Origin of the sequence: Mesorhizobium sp. CA5 (assembly GCF_020165105.1) — a bacterium.
Classification (GTDB): domain Bacteria; phylum Pseudomonadota; class Alphaproteobacteria; order Rhizobiales; family Rhizobiaceae; genus Mesorhizobium.
In genome coordinates, this window is sequence record NZ_JAIUHJ010000029.1 from 26816 (window position 1) to 46582 (window position 19767).

The 19767-nt window shown below is 61.3% G+C and carries 13 protein-coding genes; 2 read left to right on the top strand and 11 right to left on the bottom strand.

Annotation, left to right across the window (positions count from 1 at the left end; translation table 11 throughout):
• Positions 1-17 precede the first annotated feature (17 nt).
• Positions 18-3317 carry an adenylate/guanylate cyclase domain-containing protein gene (locus tag LB529_RS26805; protein ID WP_224712774.1) on the bottom strand — a complete coding sequence of 1100 codons (3300 nt, stop codon included), beginning with the start codon at positions 3315-3317 and terminating at the stop codon, positions 18-20.
• Positions 3318-3559: 242 nt separating this feature from the next.
• On the opposite strand from LB529_RS26805, the gene LB529_RS26810 reads away from it, so the two are divergent.
• Positions 3560-5332, top strand: coding sequence for an adenylate/guanylate cyclase domain-containing protein (locus LB529_RS26810; RefSeq protein WP_224712775.1), 1773 nt, complete (start codon positions 3560-3562; stop codon positions 5330-5332).
• Between the two features lie 10 nt (positions 5333-5342).
• On the opposite strand, the gene LB529_RS26815 is transcribed toward LB529_RS26810, so the two are convergent.
• The 3 genes from LB529_RS26815 to LB529_RS26825 form a co-directional block, all read right to left on the bottom strand.
• Positions 5343-6728, bottom strand: coding sequence for a hypothetical protein (locus tag LB529_RS26815; protein WP_224712776.1), 1386 nt, complete (start codon positions 6726-6728; stop codon positions 5343-5345).
• Positions 6729-6923: 195 nt separating this feature from the next.
• Positions 6924-7448, bottom strand: a complete 525-nt coding sequence (locus tag LB529_RS26820) for a GNAT family N-acetyltransferase (RefSeq protein ID WP_224712777.1) — start codon at positions 7446-7448, stop codon at positions 6924-6926.
• Between the two features lie 74 nt (positions 7449-7522).
• Entirely contained in the window at positions 7523-8506 is a 984-nt protein-coding gene (locus LB529_RS26825) for a hypothetical protein (RefSeq protein ID WP_224712778.1), read from the bottom strand.
• Positions 8507-8536: 30 nt separating this feature from the next.
• On the opposite strand from LB529_RS26825, the gene LB529_RS26830 reads away from it, so the two are divergent.
• Positions 8537-9952, top strand: a complete 1416-nt coding sequence (locus LB529_RS26830) for an adenylate/guanylate cyclase domain-containing protein (RefSeq protein ID WP_224631129.1) — start codon at positions 8537-8539, stop codon at positions 9950-9952.
• Between the two features lie 31 nt (positions 9953-9983).
• Here the strand turns inward: LB529_RS26830 and LB529_RS26835 are convergent, their stop codons facing one another.
• The 7 genes from LB529_RS26835 to LB529_RS26865 all read right to left on the bottom strand — a co-directional run bounded on the left by LB529_RS26835 (position 9984) and on the right by LB529_RS26865 (position 19680).
• The gene (locus tag LB529_RS26835; protein WP_140846271.1) at positions 9984-10463 is read right to left on the bottom strand and encodes a class I SAM-dependent methyltransferase; all 480 of its coding nucleotides are present in this window, start codon (positions 10461-10463) and stop codon (positions 9984-9986) included.
• A gap of 149 nt (positions 10464-10612) precedes the next feature.
• Positions 10613-11794 (bottom strand): ABC transporter permease, encoded by a 1182-nt coding sequence (locus LB529_RS26840; protein ID WP_224712779.1) that lies wholly within the window; start codon positions 11792-11794, stop codon positions 10613-10615.
• Positions 11791-12789 carry an ABC transporter permease gene (locus LB529_RS26845; RefSeq protein WP_095765758.1) on the bottom strand — a complete coding sequence of 333 codons (999 nt, stop codon included), beginning with the start codon at positions 12787-12789 and terminating at the stop codon, positions 11791-11793. The genes LB529_RS26840 and LB529_RS26845 overlap by 4 nt, the downstream gene beginning before the upstream one ends.
• Positions 12790-12791: 2 nt before the next feature.
• The gene (locus LB529_RS26850; protein ID WP_224607076.1) at positions 12792-14690 is read right to left on the bottom strand and encodes an ABC transporter substrate-binding protein; all 1899 of its coding nucleotides are present in this window, start codon (positions 14688-14690) and stop codon (positions 12792-12794) included.
• The gene (locus tag LB529_RS26855) at positions 14687-16582 is read right to left on the bottom strand and encodes an ABC transporter ATP-binding protein (RefSeq protein WP_224712780.1); all 1896 of its coding nucleotides are present in this window, start codon (positions 16580-16582) and stop codon (positions 14687-14689) included. The genes LB529_RS26850 and LB529_RS26855 overlap by 4 nt, the downstream gene beginning before the upstream one ends.
• Positions 16583-16729: 147 nt before the next feature.
• Entirely contained in the window at positions 16730-18070 is a 1341-nt protein-coding gene (locus LB529_RS26860; RefSeq protein WP_095765761.1) for an adenylate/guanylate cyclase domain-containing protein, read from the bottom strand.
• 266 nt (positions 18071-18336) lie between these two features.
• Complete coding sequence (locus LB529_RS26865) at positions 18337-19680, bottom strand: nucleotide sugar dehydrogenase (protein ID WP_140846259.1); 1344 nt, start codon at positions 19678-19680, stop codon at positions 18337-18339.
• Positions 19681-19767 lie beyond the last annotated feature (87 nt).

A 19767-nucleotide genomic window follows, 5' to 3' on the forward strand; every position in this document is an offset into this window, starting at 1 on the left:
TTCAACCTCCCACCCGGCTAGTCGAGAAAAGGCAGCACCACAAGCGCTTCCGGGTCGAGCCCGTGCTGGGCGCATATTCCCTGCGCCAGGGAAAAGTAGCGCTCGGCCTCGGCCAGATTGTCGAGGTCGAGATTAAGCGTTGCAAGACCATCATAGCACGGAAACAGCAGTTGGGGCTCGCCCGTTTCGCTGGCCACGTCCAGTGCTTCGTGGAACAACGCAACCGCCAGTTCCGGACGGCCGTTGCACTGGTGGATCTGCCCAAGCACGATCAACGGCACCGCCAGGTGCTCGCGCTGGTCGAGCGCGCGGTCGATCTCGATGGCCTTCTCGGCAGCAGGCACGCCCTCCGTTGGACAGCGATCCGTAAAAGTACAGCAAGCAACCGCCAGATTGGCGAGGAGGCGCGCCTGGAAACCCAAATCACCAATACGGCGTGCCACTTCAAGACCGCGCCGGCAGACCTCCATCGCCTGTGCCGGATCGATGGTCGTGTAAAGCACGCCGAGATTGGTATAGCCGCGGCAGGCCGCGCCCAGGAGACCGGCGGCTTCGGCCAATTCGATGCTGCGCTCAATCTGACGCACGGCTTCATGGTCTCGCCCAAGGCGAGCCAGCGCAACAGCCTTGGTATTGAGTGCCTCGGCGGTCACAAGAGTGGCATCACGCCCCACCTCTGAGACATGCTCGGCTGTCAGAGTGCGTACGCAATCCAGCGCCGCGTCTGCCCATTTTGCCGCGAGAGCGTGATCTCCGCCACGAAACGCCTGTCGGCCACGTTCTTGCCAGAGATGCGCCTGCTCGACCGGGGCATCCGCGCCATCGAGAAGCGCTGCCGCTTCGGCATAACGGGATTCTGCGTTGTCCCGCTTGCCGACGTCCCAGAACAGCCGACCGATCTTGCGCAAAATGCGCGCCGAAGCGACGCGATCGGCCGACTCGCGATGTGCCTGCAAGACCGTCTCGTAGTGCTGGTGCGCGATCTCGCGGCGGCCTAGCGGACCGCTCAAATCGGCAATGCGCTCTGCGATTGCCAGTTTGAGCGGTGTTTGCCCGACCGCGCCCAACGCAGTCATGGCTCGCTCGTAGAAACGAAGGGCGTCGTCGTTAGCGTATATCATGCGAGCGCGATCGCCCGCCGCCTGCAGGTATTGCGCGCCCCTTTCCCGCTCGGCGCTCTGTGCGAAATGATGGCCGAGCACGGTCAAATCCTCGAGCCGCTCCGGTTTGTCGCCGCACAGTTGCTCCAAGGCGGCACCGACCCGCCCGTGGATGTCGGTCCGGCGTTGCAGGAGCAGATTCTGATAGATCACGTCCTGCAGCAATGTTTGCGTAAAGCGGTAGCTTTGCGATGAGACCGAACCTGATCCCGCGACTTCCTCGATGATTTCGGCATCGCAAAGCAGTTCGCAGCCGGCTTCCAGCCGGCCGGGATCGACTGTCACGGCTTTCAGAAGGGTCGCGTCGAAGCGCGGGCCGATCACCGCGGCTTCCTGGGCCAACCGCCGCACCTCTTGGGGCAGCCGGTCGACGCGGGCAAGCAGCATTGCCTGGATAGTGGGGGGAATGCCGGTTGCGACTTCGCCTGCCACAGTCTGCCATCGCTGGCCCTCGCGCACCAGCACACCCCGATCGATGAGGCCGCGAACGATCTCCTCTATGAAAAGCGGGTTGCCGCCCGCGCGCTCGAGGATCTGGTCGGGAAGCCCTCCTGCGGTGTTTACCCAGCTCTCGCCGAAAAGCGCCGCCAGCAGGCTGCGTCCGTCGTCACCGTTGAGCGGCGAAAGCCTGAGCGCTGTGTGACTGACCCGACTTGAGTCGAGCTGGTCGTTGTGCGGCGCCGGACGATGCGTGACCAGCAACATCAACCGCGTGCGTTCCAACCTGTCCATCACGAAACGCAGTGCCTCGAGCGACACGGCGTCGGCCCAGTGCAGGTCTTCGACGACAATCAACAGCGGCGACAACGCAAGCCGCCGCTCGATGATCGTGCGGACCGCGTAGAGAATTTGCCGCCGCAGTTGCTCGGGCTCGACATGCTGCAAGGTGGCGTCGGGGTCGCCAAGCCCAAGCACATGGTAGAGTAAAGGCATCAGCCGCTTCGCCTCCTCGCCCTGCAGGCCGAGGTCGGTCAGCAAGCCTCCGAGCTTCGCCCGGATCTCGTCCCCATTGTCGTTTTGCATCATTCCGGCAGCGCTGCGCACCACTGCACCCAAAGCGCCGAATGATTGTTCGCCAAGCGGCGAGCACGTGGCCTGCCGCACGGCGACGTTGCGAAAACGATCCTCGTCGCCGACGCGGGCGACGAACTCCCTCACCAGCCGCGATTTCCCGATACCGGCTTCTCCGACGAGGCGGACAAGCTGGGCCGAGCCGCCGCACGCCTGATCAAGGCTGGCCAGCATTCTATTGAGCTCCGCACCGCGGCCTATTATCGGCGCGCTGAGGCCGAGCGCCTCGAGCCCGCGCGCTGCACGCGGCGCCGCAAGCGGTCCATCCAGTCGGTGGACGAGCACGCTGCCAGCCTTGCCGCGAAGCACGACATCACCCAGCGACTCGTAAGCAAAGGCATGCCGGGTCAGCCTGTGAGTGAGCTCGCCAACCAGCACCTCACCCGGTGCGGCCAGCGATTGCAGGCGTTGCGCCGTATTCACCGTATCGCCGGTTACCGAATAGGATTTGGCGGTACCGATGCCCAATCCCCCAGTAACGACCGGACCAGTGTTTATGCCGATGTGAAGCAACAGAGGCGAGCCGGAGTGGAAGGTGCTTTCGCCGAGCCGTGCCGTCCGGGCCATCATGTCGAGAGCGGCGCGAAGCGCGCGTTCCGGATCGTCCTCATGCGCGACCGGTGCACCGAACAAGGCAAGCAGTGCATCGCCGATGAACTTGTCGACAAAACCACCAAAGTTTCGCACTGCCGCTGTCAATTCCTTGAACAGTTCGTTCTGCAGCGTTTGCATGACCTCTGGGTCGAGCTGCTCGCTGAGTGTGGTGAAGCCGCAAAGGTCGGCGAACAAGACCGTTACCGTCCTGCGATCGGCGTCAGAGACGGGATGCAGCCCGTCTTCGCTTTCGATGTTTGCAAGCAGCGACGGAGTTCGAGAAGGCGGCACAATGGTCCGGCTTGGTGTCGGATCAGGCCGTTCGACGGCTTTTGCCGGCGCACCGACGCTTGTCCCACATTTCGGACAGAACTCGAAATCAGGTGCGCAGACGTAGCCACAACTGGAGCATGGCACGGGCTGGCGCCTGCCACACCTCGGACAGAAAGCGTAACCGTCCTCAACCTCGAAACCGCAGCCCGCGCAGTCCATCGAACAAGACCTCACCAGGGGCCGTGACGGCGTGATCTAGCTACGCACTTCACGGCCGGGTATTCACACAAGGATGAACCGATAGCCGTCGACCAGCAAGCGGCAACGCAAATGGGCATCGAGCGATTAGTGTGGGTTCTGTGGCAGAGCGCTGTCGATTCGGGCGGCTGCCTGGCCGTCCCTTGCGAAAGTTCCCTCTTACCCTCCGTCTTCCTGCTATCCTGGAGATGAGGAGACGACCCATGAGCGAGAATCGTAAGCTAGCGGCAATCCTGGCTGCCGATGTGGTCGGATACAGCCGGCTCGCGAGCGCGGACGAAGATCGTACTTTGGCGAGGTTGCGGGCGCTGCGCAGCGACCTGATCGATCCGACCATCGAAGTGCACCACGGGCGGGTGATCAAGCGCACCGGGGATGGAGCGCTGGTCGAGTTCCGCAGCGTGGTGGATGCCGTGCGCTGTGCCGTTGAGGTTCAGAACGGCATGGTCGAGCGCAATGCCGGCGTGCCGCAGGACCGCCGCATCGAGTTCAGGATCGGCATCCATCTGGGCGATGTGGTCGAAGAGAGCGACGGCGACCTGATGGGCGACGGCGTCAACATCGCCTCCCGTTTGGAGGGCGTCGCGGCGCCCGGTGCCATCTGCCTGTCCGAGGATGCCTATCGCCAGGTCAAGGCGAGGCTCGACCTCTCGGTCAGCGATCTCGGCAGCACGCAGCTCAAGAACATCGCCGAGCCGATCCGGGTCTATTCGCTGCAAGTCGGCAGCGCCGGAACCAAGGCGGCCGCGACCTCGGAAACCGCGACGGAGCGACCGGCGACGGCAGCGCCGCCGAAGCTATCGATCGCCGTCCTGCCGTTTGCCAACATGAGTGGTGACGCCGAACAGGATTACTTCGCCGACGGCATCTCTGAAGACATCATCACCGCGCTGTCCAAACTGTCGCAGCTCTTCGTTATCGCACGCAATTCGTCGTTCACCTTCAAGGGCCAGAATGTCCGTGTGCAGGAGGTGGGCACGAAGCTCGGCGTGCGGCATGTGCTTGAGGGCAGCGTACGCAAGTCGGGGAACAGGGTGCGCATTACCGCGCAGCTCATCGATGCAGCCTCGGGCGGCCATCTTTGGGCGGAGCGGTTCGATCGCGACCTGACCGACATATTCGCCGTGCAGGACGACGTGACGCAGCAGATCGTCGGCGCGTTGGCGCTCAATCTGACTGAGGGCGACCGTCAGCGGCTGGCGCCCGAGTATGCGCGCAACACGGAGGCGTATGACTATTTCCTACGGGGCCGAGAGCTGTGGCACCGCCTGACGAAGGAGACGAACGTCGCAGCCCGCGACCTTTTGCAACGTGCCATCGAACTTGATCCGAAATTTGCCTCTGCCCACGCCTTCCTCGCCCTCACGCACGGGCTCGATTACCTGAACAGGTGGAGTGGGTCGCCGCCGGAATCGATGGCGCAAGCGGAAGAGGCTGCGACGCGAGCGGTAACGCTGGATGAGAGCGATCCCTGGGCGCACTGGGCGTTGGCTATCGTCAAGCTGTATACACGACGGCACGATGGGGCCATCAACGAGGCCGAGCGCGCGATAGCCCTCAATCCGAACTTCGCCGAAGGGCACGTCATCCTCGGCGAGGCGCTGTACTATTCGGGCAAACCGGAGGAGGCGCTCGAGAGTTTCGCCCGGGGGAAGATCTTGAATCCATACTTTCCGGATGTGCTTCTGCACTTCCAGGCTTTGGCGTTGTTTCAACTAGGAAGGTACGAAGAGGCTGTTGACCTCTTGATGCAACGGCTGGCTCGCAACGCTGTTACCGACGTCTCGCGCGCGCTTCTGGCCGCCAGTTACGGCCATCTGGGCCGCTTCGCCGAGGCCCGCGCGGCATGGCAGGAGGTGCTTCGCGTCAATCCGGACTATTCGCTGGAATACCGACGCAAAGTCTTGCCCTATAAGAACCCTGCCGATTTCGAACTCGTGGTGGACGGGCTCCGCAAGGCTGGTGTCGTGCAATGACAGATTAGGCTCAGGTCGCCTTGATCTCTGCCTGGCCGATCTTGCGCCACCGGGCGTCTTCGCGAACGAGTTTCAGGTCGTCGGTCGTCTCGGCAAATGTCCGCAAACGATATTGCCGGAGCAGTTCCGGGAAGAGCGCCCCCTCGGGTAGGCCGGCAAGCTGCTCGCGGACCGAGATCTTTTCATCGACGACCCGCATTCCCCAGGCATTTTCCCGAACCTGCAGCTCCGCAGCCAGATCGCGCTCTTCCGACGCGTTTTCGTCTAGCGCAGCCAGCAGGATCGAGTGGAAAAGCGCTACATAGCCAATCTGTCTCAATCCGCCCACAACCCGCACGCGCGGCAATATGGCAAGAACGAGGAACATCAGGAACAAGTTCGGCAGCAGCACGCCGTCCAGCAGCGCCTGCTTGAGATACGGCCGCTCGAACGGGATGGAAAGACCATGCGGCCTGTCGGGCTCGATCAGGTGCCCGTTCTCGAGGACGAGCTTGCGCACGCGCTCCTCGCGGATGCCCCAGAAATAGGCCGTGGTATTGGGCAGGAATCTGCCAAATGGGCTCGATGCGGCCTCTTGCAAGGCACGTTCGAGACGCTGGCGCCTTGCGGGCTCAACGAGCAGCCTGGACAGAAGGCTGTCGTCATGTTCCAGATGCCGAGCCATGGCAGCCGCGGCGAGCCGATCATCAATGAAAACCGGCAGGGCCATGCCGGATCGATCCCAATTGGCGACCAGATCCTGGTTGAAGGCTGTCAGCGCATCGGCAGCGGTTCCAAACACCTTGTCTTGACTGGCAAGCAGTGTGCCCAGCCAGCGGCTGGCATCCGTTTCATCGCCCACCGCTTCGAGCGCGCGCTTGTTGAGGGAGACGGGACCGGCCACGCAGACACTTTTGCGGCACAGTTTGTGGCGCCCCATGCCGAACAGGTTGATCTTGTCGTCGCCGACATCGAGCCATCCCGGCCCCTCCCGGCTAATTGTTTCCATGGTCATCGTCGTTCCCATGAAGCCGAAGAAGGCCGACAGCCCGTTTTCGACCGCGCCGAGCCAAGCAATCAGGAGGGCATCGAAGGTGATCCGGTCCATCAGAAGCAGGCAGTGCAGGCCGGACTGAATCACCGGTCTGTGCTCGAACTCTTCGAGGGCCTTGCCGATCTCCTCAGGCTGCATAATCACACCGAGGCGCTGATGCAGGACTTCGCGCAGGATCGAGCGGGCAGCGATCGCGGGGCCGGATGTGGGCCTTGCCACCGGCCGCCACAGATGGCGGGCGTAGTCGGAAACCGGTGCATTCCAGTTCTGCTCGATGTCACGCACGACTTCCGGGCAGAGTGGCGACAGCAAAGCCAGAATTTCCACCGGAGGCGTAGGGGTCGGGTCAAAGACGGCGGTCATTGGTTCCCGTCAGCCGCTTGCGGTGCAGAGGCCAAGGGAACCAGACTTGCTGGACGCGCTCGGCCCACGCAACGCGATCAAATGGTGTAAGACGAAATTGACCGTATCCCACGGAGTTCTCCATCAGCAATCACCCGTTCGCCGACTCGGCACAAAATGTCCGATCGGCTGCACGGCCAAGGCCAACAGCGGATCTCAGAACCGCAGCCGGGCCATGCTCAGGAGGTCGTGGTACCGCCCGTCGGTAAAACCGGCCTTCACATGCCGACCTTCGATCTCGAAGCCGTGGCTCGTGTAAAGACGGATAGCCGGTTCGTTGTCGGCATAGACGGTCAATTCGACCCGCTTCAGGGCCCGCCAGTTGTCGGCCACGTCAAGCAGCGCGTCAAGGATGGCAGAGCCAATGCCCTTGCCAATAAAGGCATCGTCAAGGCCGATATTGATCTCGCCGATATGCGAACGGCGCGGCGAACCCTGCACGACCAAGCTGCCATGGCCGACGACCTTGCCGTCCAACTCCGCAACGATCCAAGTGGTTTCCTGGCCGGCCTTGGCGATGCGCCGCTCCACCTGCTCCACCATCTCGAAAGGCATTCTGAACGTGCCCCGGCGGAAGCCCGGCATGTTGAAGATAGCGCAAAGTGCCTCCGCATCGCTTGGCCGGACAGATCGGAGCTGCGGCTGGATTTTGTTGGAGGATGGCGAGGTCGTGCTGGTCATGGCGTTCCCGGCGAAGGCAATCGGCCCTGCACGATGCACCGGACCTCACCTGGAAATCCAGCCGTGTCTGCAAGCTATGATGCCGATTGCGAGCTAAAATAGCGCAAGGCAGCGTAGAGTTTGAAGACGCCGCTGAGACCGATCCAGCCGAAAAGGGCGAGCCAACACAATGTCCCGGTCGCCGTCCAGCCGATCCGGTGCACTGCAGCGTCGGTGATGAAGAGGCCGAGGATGGCAAGCAGGCCAACCAGAAACTGCGCCAGGCCTAGCACCAGCAGTTCCTCGCGCGGCGCGTTTTTCCAGAGGAGATATACGCCGCCGGCGCCGGCGAGGAAGATGGCGCTGTAGACCTGGGCGTGGAAGGGATCGACCGGCCATGGCCAACTGCTGCTGACCACCCGGGGAAACAGCAACATGCCGACGCCGTATAGCCCAAGGATCGCCGTTTCCGCTGACATGTAGCCGCGCCATGCGGGGGTTAAGGCCACGCCTTTTACCGAAGGACGGGCCCTGGCCCGCCACAGGAACAGCCCGGATACCGCGGCCGAGGCAAGATAGACCAAAAACCACAGCCACGGCGCTTTGCGCTCGAAGTTGAAATAGCCGAGATTGATGAACGAAGCCGCCGAGACGATGACCGTGAAGATGAAGGCCATGACCAGCACGAGCCTGCCGGGCGACCAGCGGTTCCAGAACAGCAGCGCCGCCATCACGACCATTTCGGCGGTGTAGAAGCCTCCGAGGAAGCGGGCATTGAACGGGGTGACGGCCCAAGGCCACCTCGGCTTGACCAGCACAGGCGCGAAAAACAGGCCCGCGCCCACGATCAGGACGATGATGACCGCCACCGAAAAAAGGCGCAGGGCCGCGGGAAATGGCGGATTGTCGGATGTCGGCATGGGAGAGAGTCCCCAGGGTGAATGCCCGTGGACTATCATAGTGCCGCTTGCGACCGGTGAAAATCGGCCGATTGGAAAGGACTTGTCTATTCGAATAGCCGCACGGCCCGTTTCGAAGTAAAATGCGGCGCTCGGACCAAAAAGCGATCCGGTCAACATGCCTCGGGCGCATTTTCCGGAGCCTGCACGATGAACGAAGCTCAGGACCTGTTCTCGCTTCTGCGGCAATCGGCAGATGTCGATCCTCTGGCAATCGACGCGATCAAGCGGATCATCGCCGAGGGCGAGGACCGCGAACTTTGCCGCATCAATGTTCTAGCCTTCGCCAGCAAGCATGGCCTCGACGAGGAGCGCACCATGGGCGCCTTTCTCCATGCGGCGCGGGTGGGCATCTTTGACATTTCCTGGAATGTTCTGTGCCCCGGTTGTGGCGGCGTGCTCGACACCAACGCCACGCTGAAAACCCTGCAGAAGGACGAATACACCTGCGCGCTGTGTTCCCAGGGCTATGCGCCGACCCTGGACGAGATGGTCGAGGTGACGTTCACCGTCAGTCCCCGCATGCGCAGGATTGCCGCCCACAATCCGCACGAACTGCCATTGGTGGAATATTTCCGCCAGATCTACTGGGCGTCCGGCATCGATGTGCCGGATGAGGATTTCACGAAGAAGATGGAAGCCTTCTCGCTGGAGGATATCGAGCTTGCGCCGGGTGAAAAGGCGGTTCTGCCCATCCAACTTCCGTCCGAATTCGTCATCGTCTTCGAGCCGGTCACCCATTCGGCGCAGTTCATCGACGTGAAGGGCGAACCAACAAAGGAGCGCCGAAGCCTCTCTTTGGTCTTCGACCGCGACCATGTCCAGAGCCAGACGCTGGAGATGCAACCCGGCCCGTTGCGCATTTCGCTGGAAAACAGGACCGATACGCGTGTGTTGCCGGCGGTTTTCATCGCGGGCCATGAATTGCATGAATTTCTGGGCAAACGCCGGCCCTTTCTCACCGCCAAGCGCCTGCTCACCAACCAGACGTTCCGCGACCTCTATCGCACGGATACTCTGGCCGTCGACCAGCGCCTGAAGATCACCAGCCTGACTTTCCTGTTCACAGACCTGCGTGGATCGACCGCGCTCTACGAGCGCGTGGGCGACCTTTCGGCCTTCGATCTCGTGCGCGAGCATTTCCAGGTTCTGCACGAGATCGTCGCGTCGGAGGCAGGCGCGGTAGTGAAGACGATCGGGGATGCAGTGATGGCGACCTTCGCGACCCCTGATCGTGCGATTGCCGCGGCCCTCAGGATGCGCGATGCCATGCGTGCGCTCAACGACAAGAGCGGGCGCGAGGATCTGCTGCTCAAGATCGGAGTCCATGCCGGCCCCTGCATCGCCGTGTCTATGAACGAGCGACAGGACTATTTCGGCCAGACGGTCAACATTGCTTCGCGGGTCCAGAATCTTGCCAATGCACAGGCGATCTTCGCCACTCGTGCGGTGGTCGACGACAATCTCACCGCCGATCTGTTGCAAAGGAAGGCGCTGACGCCCGTGCCTCATGAGGTCTCGCTGCGCGGCATTGAGCGGGAGATAGCAGTCTATACGATCCCTTGAAGACTTGGTCCCTAAAGACCCGTCTCCACCCTCACACGCGCTTGCAGAGAAAATAACGATCGGCGGGCTCCGGAGTCGGCGCCGGCAGGCGTTGCAGCTGCGGGTGATCGAGCGGCGTGCCGCTCACCGCGAAGCCGCCGACGCGAAGCATGCGCGCAATCAGATCGGGAAGCCAGGTGGCAGTCACTGCATCGCGATCGTCATAGCCGGTGCCTATGTCGGCATGGACGAGAGCGGCGTCGATGCCGATGAACCTCCTCGCCGTCTCGCGTATATCGCCGAGCACGAGATTTTCAGCTTCGGGAATTGAGCTGGCGTGTGCGCCAACTTCGCGGTCGAACACCACGATCCGGCGTCCGGGCAGGCGCTCGCGCAGATGGTGGAACGTCCGGCCATTGCCGAGGCCAAGTTCGAGCACAAGCCCCTCCATCTTCGCCACCTCGGGGCAGATTTGATTGAGAATGTCGCGCTGTGCGGTCATCCGGCTGATGAAATTGTCGAGGCGACTCATATGCGATTGTATGTCCTGAACCAGCAGCCCCGATCGAGGCTTGCCCGCATATAGAGGCGAATGACGAACCCTGCAATAACGCACCGGCCGCCCACAAGCGTCATTCCGGGTGGAGCCGTCGGCAGGCCGCGCGGCGGAATACAACGATGTCACTTGTAGGGGTCTGCGGCATCCCGCAAGCCGTCGCCGAGGAAGTTGAACGCCAGGATGACGAGAATGACGGGGAGGATCGGCAAAAGCAGCCATGGATAGAACGCGATCACGCTGACGCTGCGCGCCTCGGTGAGCAGGATGCCCCAGCTGGTTATCGGCGCCCGCAAGCCGAGTCCCAGGAAGCTCAGCGCCGTCTCACCCAGGATCATGCCGGGTATGGAGATCGTCGCCGTCGCGATCAGATGCGACATGAAGCCCGGAATGAGGTGCCGTCGGATAATGCGGCTGCTCGAGGCGCCCATCAATTGCGCGGCCAGAACGTAATCCTCCTCACGCAAGGCTAGAAGTTTTGAGCGCACGGCCCGCGCCAGTCCGGTCCAGTGGAGCAGCCCGAGGATGACGGTGATACCGAAATAGATCAGGATCGGACTCCAGGTTATCGGCATGATCGCCGCCAGAGCCAGCCAGAGCGGAATGCTGGGGATCGATTGCAGAACTTCGATTATCCGTTGAACGATCAGGTCGAAGATGCCGCCGTGATAGCCGGCCAGCCCCCCGATGACGATGCCGAGCAGGAAGCTGAAACCGATGCCGACCAGGCCGATTGTCAGTGAAATGCGTGCGCCGTAGATGATGCGCGAGAGCACATCGCGCCCCAGCCTGTCGGTGCCGGCCAGGAAGAGCTGGCCGTTTTCGGCAGGACAGACAAGATGCCTGTCGCCTTCGATCAGGCCCCAGAACCGGTAGCTGTCGCCCTTGCAGAAGAAACGGATCCGCTGAACATCATCCTGCTTGTCCATATAGTTCCGCTTGAGCGTGTCCATATCCAGCGTCATCTCGCGGCCATACACGAACGGCCCGACAAACTGGCCTTTGTGGAACAGGTGCACCCACTGCGGCGGCGAATAGATGTATTCCATGTTGCGCGTGTGCAGATTGTAGGGCGCCAGGAACTCGCAGATCAGTATCCCAAGATAAAGCGCTGCCAGGAATATGCCGGATATGAGGGCAAGCCGGTGCCGTCGGAATTTCCACCACATCAGCCGCAACTGCGACGCCTGGAAGACTTTCGACTGCTCAGGCGTCATCGCCTCGACCGACTGCAGGTCAAAGGGCGCAATGGAAACGTAGTGTTGTAGTGGAGCACCCGGAGCGGGCAGCGGCGATTGCGTATTCATTTGGTGCTCCCGCCCTGCAAACGAATTCGCGGATCAAGCAGCGCCAGCGCGAGGTCGGAAATCAGGACGCCGATGACTGTAAGGAAGGCGAGGAACATCAGGAACGACCCTGCCAGATACATGTCCTGGCTTTGCAGCGCCTTGATCAGCATCGGCCCGGTCGTTTCCAAAGACAGCACGATCGCCGTGATTTCGGCGCCGGAAATGATGGCCGGCAGAATAGAGCCGATGTCTGAAATGAAGAAATTGAGCGCCATGCGCAGCGGATATTTGACCAGCGCCTTGAAGGGATGAAGGCCTTTGGCGCGCGCGGTCACGACATATTGCTTGTGTAGCTCATCGAGCAGATTGGCGCGCAGCCGCCGGATCATGCTTGCCGTGCCACCGGTGCCGATGATCAAGACCGGGATCCAGAGATGGGCGAGGATCGACTTCGCCTTGGCCCAGCTCATCGGCTCGCCGAGATATTGCTGGTCCATGAGATGGCCGATGGACGTGCCGAACCAGATGTTGGCGAAATACATCAGGATCAGCGCCAGCATGAAATTCGGAATGGCAAGGCCGAGAAGGCCGAAGAAAGTCAGGCCGTAGTCGCCCCAGCTGTATTGATGGGTGGCTGAGTACATGCCGATCGGAAAGGCGATGAGCCAGGTGAAGATGATCGTGACGAAGGAAACCAGCACGGTCAGCCACATTCGGTCCCCGATGACGTCGCGAACCGGCAGCTCATATTCGAAGGAATAGCCGAAATCGCCGTGCAGCATTCCGCCGACCCAGTAGAAGTAGCGAATGACCGGCGGCTTGTCGAAACCATACTCCTTGCGCATCATCTGGATGCGATCGGAATCCACCGCTTCGCCCTGAGCCCGAAGCTCGGAAACATAGCTGTCGAAATAGTCGCCCGGGGGAAGTTCGATGATCGTGAACACCAGCGCCGATATGATCAGCAGCGTCGGAACCATCACGGCGATGCGCCAGACAATATATCGAAGCACGCTCAGGACTCTCCAAGCCAGAATGTGTCCATCATATAGACACCGAAATAGGCGGTCGGGTCGTAGCTGTAGAGCGCCTTGTCAGGCAGATTGCGCAGCCGCGAGGACGCCAGAATCGGCTGATGCGTTCCGTTCACCGTGCCGATCGAAAACACCTGATCGGTGTAGATCGACAGCATTGAATTCCAGATTTCGGCGCGCTCAGCGGCTCCGGTCGAAGCGTTCCAGCGCTTGAGCAAAGCCATCAACTCGACGACAGACGGAAGATCGGGCGCCTCACCGACCTTGCCATGAGACAAGTAGTGAGCACCCCAGAGCGGCCATTGCAGCTGGTCGTCCATGGTGGGAGCCAACTGGTACGGATTCATATCGGCGGTCGGCACGCCATTGTCGATGCCCGACCATATCGACATCATGATCTCGCCGCCAAGCGCGCGGCTGCGGAAGATGTCGCGCTGCGAAGTCCGGACGAACAGGGCGAGGCCGATCTCGCGCCAGTGATCGGTGATGAGTTCGAGCGCGTCGGTTTCCAGTGTGCTTTCGCCGGCCGTTTCCACGATGATTTGCGCCGGGCGTCCGTCAGGAAGTATCCGCAAGCCGTCACCGTCACGCGTCTGAAGCCCGACCTCATCGAGCAGCGCATTGGCCTGGTCGGGATCATGGGCTACCCAGGCTTTCGCGAATTCCGGCCGGTAGAGCGGGCTCTCTGGCAGGACCGTATCGGCACTTTCCTGCGCCAATCCGTAGAACACCGCCAAATTGATCTCGCGCCTGTCCACAGCAAGCGAAAGTGCGCGACGCATGCGCACGTCACGAAAAAGGCCACGCCACACCTGGTCGGCACAATTCAGATTGGGCAGCAGCGCCAGCCGCGAACCCTGTGTGCGTTTCCACAGATGCATCTTCACCGGGTAGCGCTTCTCCGCATCCTTCAGGAAGGAGTAATCGGCAAAGTCAATTCCCATACATTGCAGGTCGCTCTCGCCGGCACCGGTCTTGGCGGAGATGATCGCCGACGAGCTCACATTCATGATTACCCGGTCAACATAGGGCAGTTGCCGGCCATTCTCGTCTATTCGATGAAAGAACGGGTTTCGCTCGAAGACAAACTGCTCGGCCGGCGGCTTGGTCCGGTTCTGCCAGGGATCGAGCGTCGGCAGTTCCGGGTTCTCCGGGCGATACTGCCGAGACATGCGGATATGCAGGAGCGTCCATTTCTTGGCCCTGTTCTCCTCCATCAGGCCGGCGAGCCGGAATGGATCCTGGTATTTCTTGTGGAACTGCTTGAGATAGGCGGCCGGCAGAACAAGCGATAGCGGCGAAGCGGCAGCGAGCTTGGGCAGGAAGTCGGGATTTGGCGCATCCCAGCTATAGCGGACCGTCAGCGGATCGACGATCTCGAAGCGTGGCGGCTTGCCGTCCGCCAGCAGCGTCGGGGGGAGCCCGCCTTGCGTAAGCTCATCGTTCAGCCAGACATCTTCCCAGCAATAGCGAAAATCCTCCGGCGTCAGCAGGCTGCCGTTAGACCATTTATGTCCTTCCCGTATCTTGAAAGTGAAGACGCGATCGTCCGCCACGTCGAAACTTTCGAGAATGTCGGGTTGCAGGTTGAGCTTTTCGTCATAGCCGACCAGGCGAGCATATCCGTAGATGGTCATCAACCGGATATCTTTCTGGCTGCCGATGATCGTGCGCAGCGTGCCGCCATACTGGCCGGGCTGCCGGCCCATTGCAGCGAGGTTCACCACGCGCGGGCTCTTGGGCAGGCGTTTGGCGAGTGCCGGCAGCGCCAGGGCCTTCAGCAGCGGCTGAAGAAATTCTGGCTCCAGATCGCCGGCGTGCAACGTGCTCGGCACAAATGCCGAAGCCAAGAGTCCGAGGACGGTGCGCCGGCTGATCAATGGCGCAGCTCGCTGACATCGGCCGAACGCCGGGCCAGCACGAGGTGGCCGCCGCCAAGATCGAGCGGCGATAGCATATCGTCGCTGCCCTCGTCGCGGAATTGCGGTCCCCAGGCGCTACTGTCGGAAGCGCCGCTGAGCTTCAGCGTCTTGAAATCCATCGGCCTGTCGAGATCGGGGAAAGGCACTGCGGCGACCAGTGAGCGCGTGTAGGGGTGGATCGGTTTCCTGAGCAGGATTTCGCGCGGCGCAAGCTCGACGATACGCCCGCCGCACATCACGGCGATGCGGTCTGCCATGTAGTCCACCACCGCCAGGTTGTGGGATATGAACAGGTAGGTCAGTCCCAGTTCCTTCTGCAGATCCTTCAGAAGGTTCAGGATCTGCGCCTGGACGGAGACGTCGAGCGCCGAAACCGGCTCGTCGCAGATTAGCAGTTCAGGCCCCAGCGCTAGCGCGCGCGCGATGCCGATGCGCTGACGCTGCCCGCCGGAGAAACTGTGCGGGTAACGTTTGATAAAGCGCGGATCGAGCCCGATTGCCTGCATCAGGTTCTTGACCATGGCTAACCGGGACGCGGCATTGCCGCGCTGATGGATTTCCAGCGGCTCGCTCAAGATGTTCTCCACCGTCATGCGAGGTGAAAGCGACGAAACCGGATCCTGAAAGACCATCTGGATTTTCGCGCGCAGCATGTGCAAGGCCTCTCCCTCGCCTGCCAGGACGTCGATCGGTCCCTCGCGGCTGTTGAAGATCACAGAACCACCGCTGGGAGTGACGGCCCGCATGAGGATCTTGCTGACGGTGGTTTTGCCGGAACCGCTTTCGCCGACCAGACCCAGGCATTCACCTCGCCTGATCTCGAAGCTCACACCGTCGACGGCGCGAACAGAGGTTTGATGATCCCCGCCGAACCATCCGGACTTGCGGATGGTGAAGGTCTTTGTCAGATCCCTGACCGACAGCAGGATGTCGTCCGGCCCCTCCGATGCCGGCGCGGTCTGCTTGCCGAGCAGGTTTCCGACATTCACCGGCACCTCGCGTAGCGCCTTTAGCCTTTCGCCAGGCTTCAGGTCGAAATGCGGAACGGCTGCCATCAGGCCCTTAAGGTAAGGATGGCCTGGCCGGCGGAATATCGCCTCGACAGGTCCCGCCTCCATGATCTCGCCATGGTACATGACCACCACCTCGTCGGCGACATTGGCGACCACGCCGAGGTCGTGCGTGATCAGCAGCATCGCCATGTTCAGCTTGGTCTGAAGCCCGCGCAGCAATTGCAGGATTTGCGCCTGGATGGTGACGTCCAACGCCGTCGTCGGCTCATCGGCGATCAACAGGGCGGGCCGGCAGATAAGCGCCATGGCGATCATGGCGCGCTGACGCAATCCTCCAGAAAGTTCGAAGGGATACATGTCATAGGCGCGCTTGGGATTGGGAAAGCCGACGAGGCTGAGCATTTCCTCGGTCCGCGCCTTGCGCTCCGCCCGAGCCATGGGCGTATGAATCTGCAGGGATTCGCTGACTTGGTTGCCGATCGTGTGGAGCGGCGACAGCGATGTCATCGGCTCCTGAAAGATCTTGCCGATGCGGCTGCCTCTCAACGCCCGGATTTCGGGCCCATCACGCGACATCTTGAGAATATCCTGCGTCGTGCCGGGCTTTTCAGGATCGGAGAACAGGATCCGGCCGCGAACATGGGCTGTGTTCGGCAAAATGCCCATCACGGCTTGGCTGAGAACCGATTTACCGGAACCTGACTCGCCCACAAGCGCGGTAACCTTACCGGGCAGGACGCGAAGATTTGCGCGCCTGACGGCATGCAACGGCCCCCCCATGATGGCAAAAGAGATGCCAACGTCTTCGATCCGCAGCAGATCGACACTCGAATTCATTCTCACACCAGCCCCACTCTGGCAGCTCTCCAGAAAGCGAGACTAGCGCATTGTCAGCGCAGAGCAACTTGGATTCGAAGCGGTCGCCAGTGGCGGAACCGACGACCAAACTGGCTACCAAAGGCGATCGGGCCAGATCGCGGCGGTTTACTGGAGCTTACTCGGGTCGCCCGCCGCCATCCGCGCGGCATCGCGATGAAGCAGCATGACCTGCTCGGCGTCCGATCTTCGGTCGTGAATCGGCTCCGGCGCACCGTCTTCATCGGGTACGAGGGCTCCCGACAGATCGGGTGAAAGCACCATCAGCTTCTGCTTGATGCCAGCCAGTTCCTCGTGGCCGAGCGTCAGCCAGCTGTTGGCGCCGCAATAGCCGGCGAAGTCTTTGCTGGCCAGAACGCTGTGCGGATATTTCTTGGTCAGGGTCTGCAGGCGCTGGACCTCGTTCACAGCCGAGCCGAAGACAGAGAATGTGAGCCGGTCTTTAAGCCCGACATTGCCAAACATCACATTGCCGACATGCAGGCCGATACCGAATTTGATGTCTGACAACCCCTGCTCCTTTCGGCGCAGGTTGAGATCCATCATGCGCGCGCTGGCCTTGTGCGCGGCCGCAAGCGCAGCCTGGCAGGCGATCTCGGACTGCGAACGGTGCCTTTCGCAAGGGTAGACGGCAATGAAGCCATCACCGATGAAACTCATGATCTGCCCGCCGTTGCGATTGAAAGGTGCGGCAACGGCGTCGAAAAACTGGTTCAGCGTATCGATATAGACTTCGCGGCCGGAGGTTTCGGCGAGCCTCGACGACCCGCGCATATCTCCCATTACCAGTGCGGCCCGGATTGTATCGCCCTCGCCGCGCTTGATCTGGCCGTCAAGAACGCGCCTGCCAGCGTCGCCGCCGAGATAGGTGGTCATCATGTTGTCGGCGAGCTTGGTGAGCACCGCCATCTTGGTGGCGATAGCGAGATGGCTCTGGATGCGCAGCAGCGCCGAAATCATGCTGTCGCTGAAGCCCGCGGCGCTGTCAGTCGACCAAGATCCCATCATGCCCTGACTGGCGTTGCCGCTGAAGGGATGGACGAAAGCCATGTAATCGGTGATGCCCATAAGCCGGAGGTCATCGAAAACAGGAAACTCCGACACCACCGACGGGTCGAGCCGGCGTCGCAGATGGTCGAGCTTATTGCTGAGCAGATGGTAGTATGGGCTGGTCAGGAATCTCTCAGACGGCACACCGGCCTCCTTGCGGAAGCCTTCCACTTCCATGCCCTGGCCGCGAACCCAGGTGAAGCCAAGCGCGTCATAGAGCGGGTGAAGCATCGAGAAGCTCAAATGCACCCGCTTCAGCGGCAGGCCGGCAGCAGCCAGCCGTTCGCAAAAGCCATTTACCAATGTTTCCAGGTCGTTGCCCGCCAGCGCCGATTCGTTCAGCCAATCGGCAACCTTATCCATGAGAATGGTGGAAATTTCTGCGTACGATGTGCTCATGCTATCTCGAAACCCGTCGGAAGACGGAACCATTATCCTCTGATCTGCCATAACACAGTCCGTCAACGACCCAACGATAAGACACCCGAAGTCAACAAGGCCGGCCTCGGCGGCAAAAGCGGCGAAGAATATCCCGGATGACTATCCTTGCGGCCAAGGGGAAGGCATAAATGCATCTGTATTCGGTGGCGTTATGTGGCGAGTCAGCCGACGGAGTGCAACCACGATCCTGACACCGCACAAGAAATTCGCCGGCTCAGATGCCGTCAGGCCTTTAGCACTGTCTCTCGGTCCAGCCCGAGGCGGCCAAAAACATTGCGTGTGTCGACGATCAGAGGGGCGTGATCGGCGATCGTCTGATAGTCGATCGCGTCGTGGTCGGTTGCAACGACGACAGCATCGAAATCCTTCAGAGCCGCCTCGGTCAATTCGACCGAGCGGCGCCCCTTGATCGCCATATGCTCCCGCGTGGTCGGTATCTCGGTAACATGCGGATCGTGGAACTCCGCCTTGCCGCCCCATTCCTCGATGAGTTCAATGAGCCGCAATGAGGGGCTTTCGCGGATATCGGGCACATTCTTCTTATAGGCGAGCCCGACGATGAGAATGCGCGAGCGGCTGAGCGCCTTACCACAGCGCCGGTCCAGCGCCTTCGCCAGTTCATCGACCACATGACGTGGCATGGCCGTGTTGATCTCTGCCGCCAGCTCGATGAAGCGGGTCGGCAGTTCGTATTCGCGCGCCTTCCACGTCAGGTAGAAGGGATCGATCGGAACGCAGTGCCCGCCAAGTCCGGGGCCAGGATAGAACGGCATGTAGCCGAAGGGCTTGCTCTTTGCCGCCTCGATCACCTCCCAGATGTCGATGTCCATCGCACCGAGCACGACCTTCAACTCGTTGACGAGTGCTATGTTGACCGAGCGGAAGATGTTTTCCGTCAGCTTGACCGCCTCGGCGGTCGCCGTGGTGGAAACCGGAACGACGGTCTTGACCACGCCCTGGTAGAAAGCCTGCACGAGCGTCGCCGCTTCAATGCCGTCGCCTGCCACGACCTTAGGGATCGTCGCGACTTCGAAGCTGCGGTTGCCGGGATCCTCGCGTTCGGGCGAGAAGCCGAGGAAGAAGTCTATCTTCGACCGCAAGCCGGTTTCTTCCAGTATGGGCTTGATCACGTCATCGGTGGTGCCGGGATAGGTGGTCGATTCCAGCACGACCAGCTGGCCGGGACGCAGATGCTTCGCAATGGTGCCTGCCGTTTTCCTGACAAAGGAGAGATCCGGCTCACGGTTTTTCGTCAGCGGTGTCGGAACGCAGATGATGATGACCTCGCAGACGGCCAGTTCCGCAAAATCCGCAGTGGCGCGGAACCGTCCGCTCGCCACCTGGCCGGCAAGGGCTGTCGACGCCACCGCCTCGATGTAGGATTGGCCGTTGTTCAGGCTCTCGACCTTGTGGGCTTCGATGTCGAAGCCCGAAATCGGGAAGCCGGCGCGTGCGACCGCAACCGCCAGCGGCAATCCGACATAGCCCAGTCCGATCACGCCGACTTGTGCAGCGCGCGTCGAAATCCGGTTTAGAAGATGGTCATATATCGATCGTGAGGCGTCCAAAAATCTGCTTTCCCGTCAATTCGGACAGGCTGTCCGTTCCCGTGGCGAGGCTCACTTGGTCTCAAGGACCATGGCCGAGGCATATTG

Bases quoted from the DNA above. Each gene is read 5' to 3' on its own strand.
- LB529_RS26805 (WP_224712774.1), bottom strand. From the start codon at position 3,317: ATGGACTGCGCGGGCTGCGGTTTCGAGGTTGAGGACGGTTACGCTTTC.
- LB529_RS26810 (WP_224712775.1), top strand. From the start codon at position 3,560: ATGAGCGAGAATCGTAAGCTAGCGGCAATCCTGGCTGCCGATGTGGTC.
- LB529_RS26815 (WP_224712776.1), bottom strand. From the start codon at position 6,728: ATGACCGCCGTCTTTGACCCGACCCCTACGCCTCCGGTGGAAATTCTG.
- LB529_RS26820 (WP_224712777.1), bottom strand. From the start codon at position 7,448: ATGACCAGCACGACCTCGCCATCCTCCAACAAAATCCAGCCGCAGCTC.
- LB529_RS26825 (WP_224712778.1), bottom strand. From the start codon at position 8,506: ATGTTGACCGGATCGCTTTTTGGTCCGAGCGCCGCATTTTACTTCGAA.
- LB529_RS26830 (WP_224631129.1), top strand. From the start codon at position 8,537: ATGAACGAAGCTCAGGACCTGTTCTCGCTTCTGCGGCAATCGGCAGAT.
- LB529_RS26835 (WP_140846271.1), bottom strand. From the start codon at position 10,463: ATGAGTCGCCTCGACAATTTCATCAGCCGGATGACCGCACAGCGCGAC.
- LB529_RS26840 (WP_224712779.1), bottom strand. From the start codon at position 11,794: ATGAATACGCAATCGCCGCTGCCCGCTCCGGGTGCTCCACTACAACAC.
- LB529_RS26855 (WP_224712780.1), bottom strand. From the start codon at position 16,582: ATGAATTCGAGTGTCGATCTGCTGCGGATCGAAGACGTTGGCATCTCT.
- LB529_RS26860 (WP_095765761.1), bottom strand. From the start codon at position 18,070: ATGAGCACATCGTACGCAGAAATTTCCACCATTCTCATGGATAAGGTT.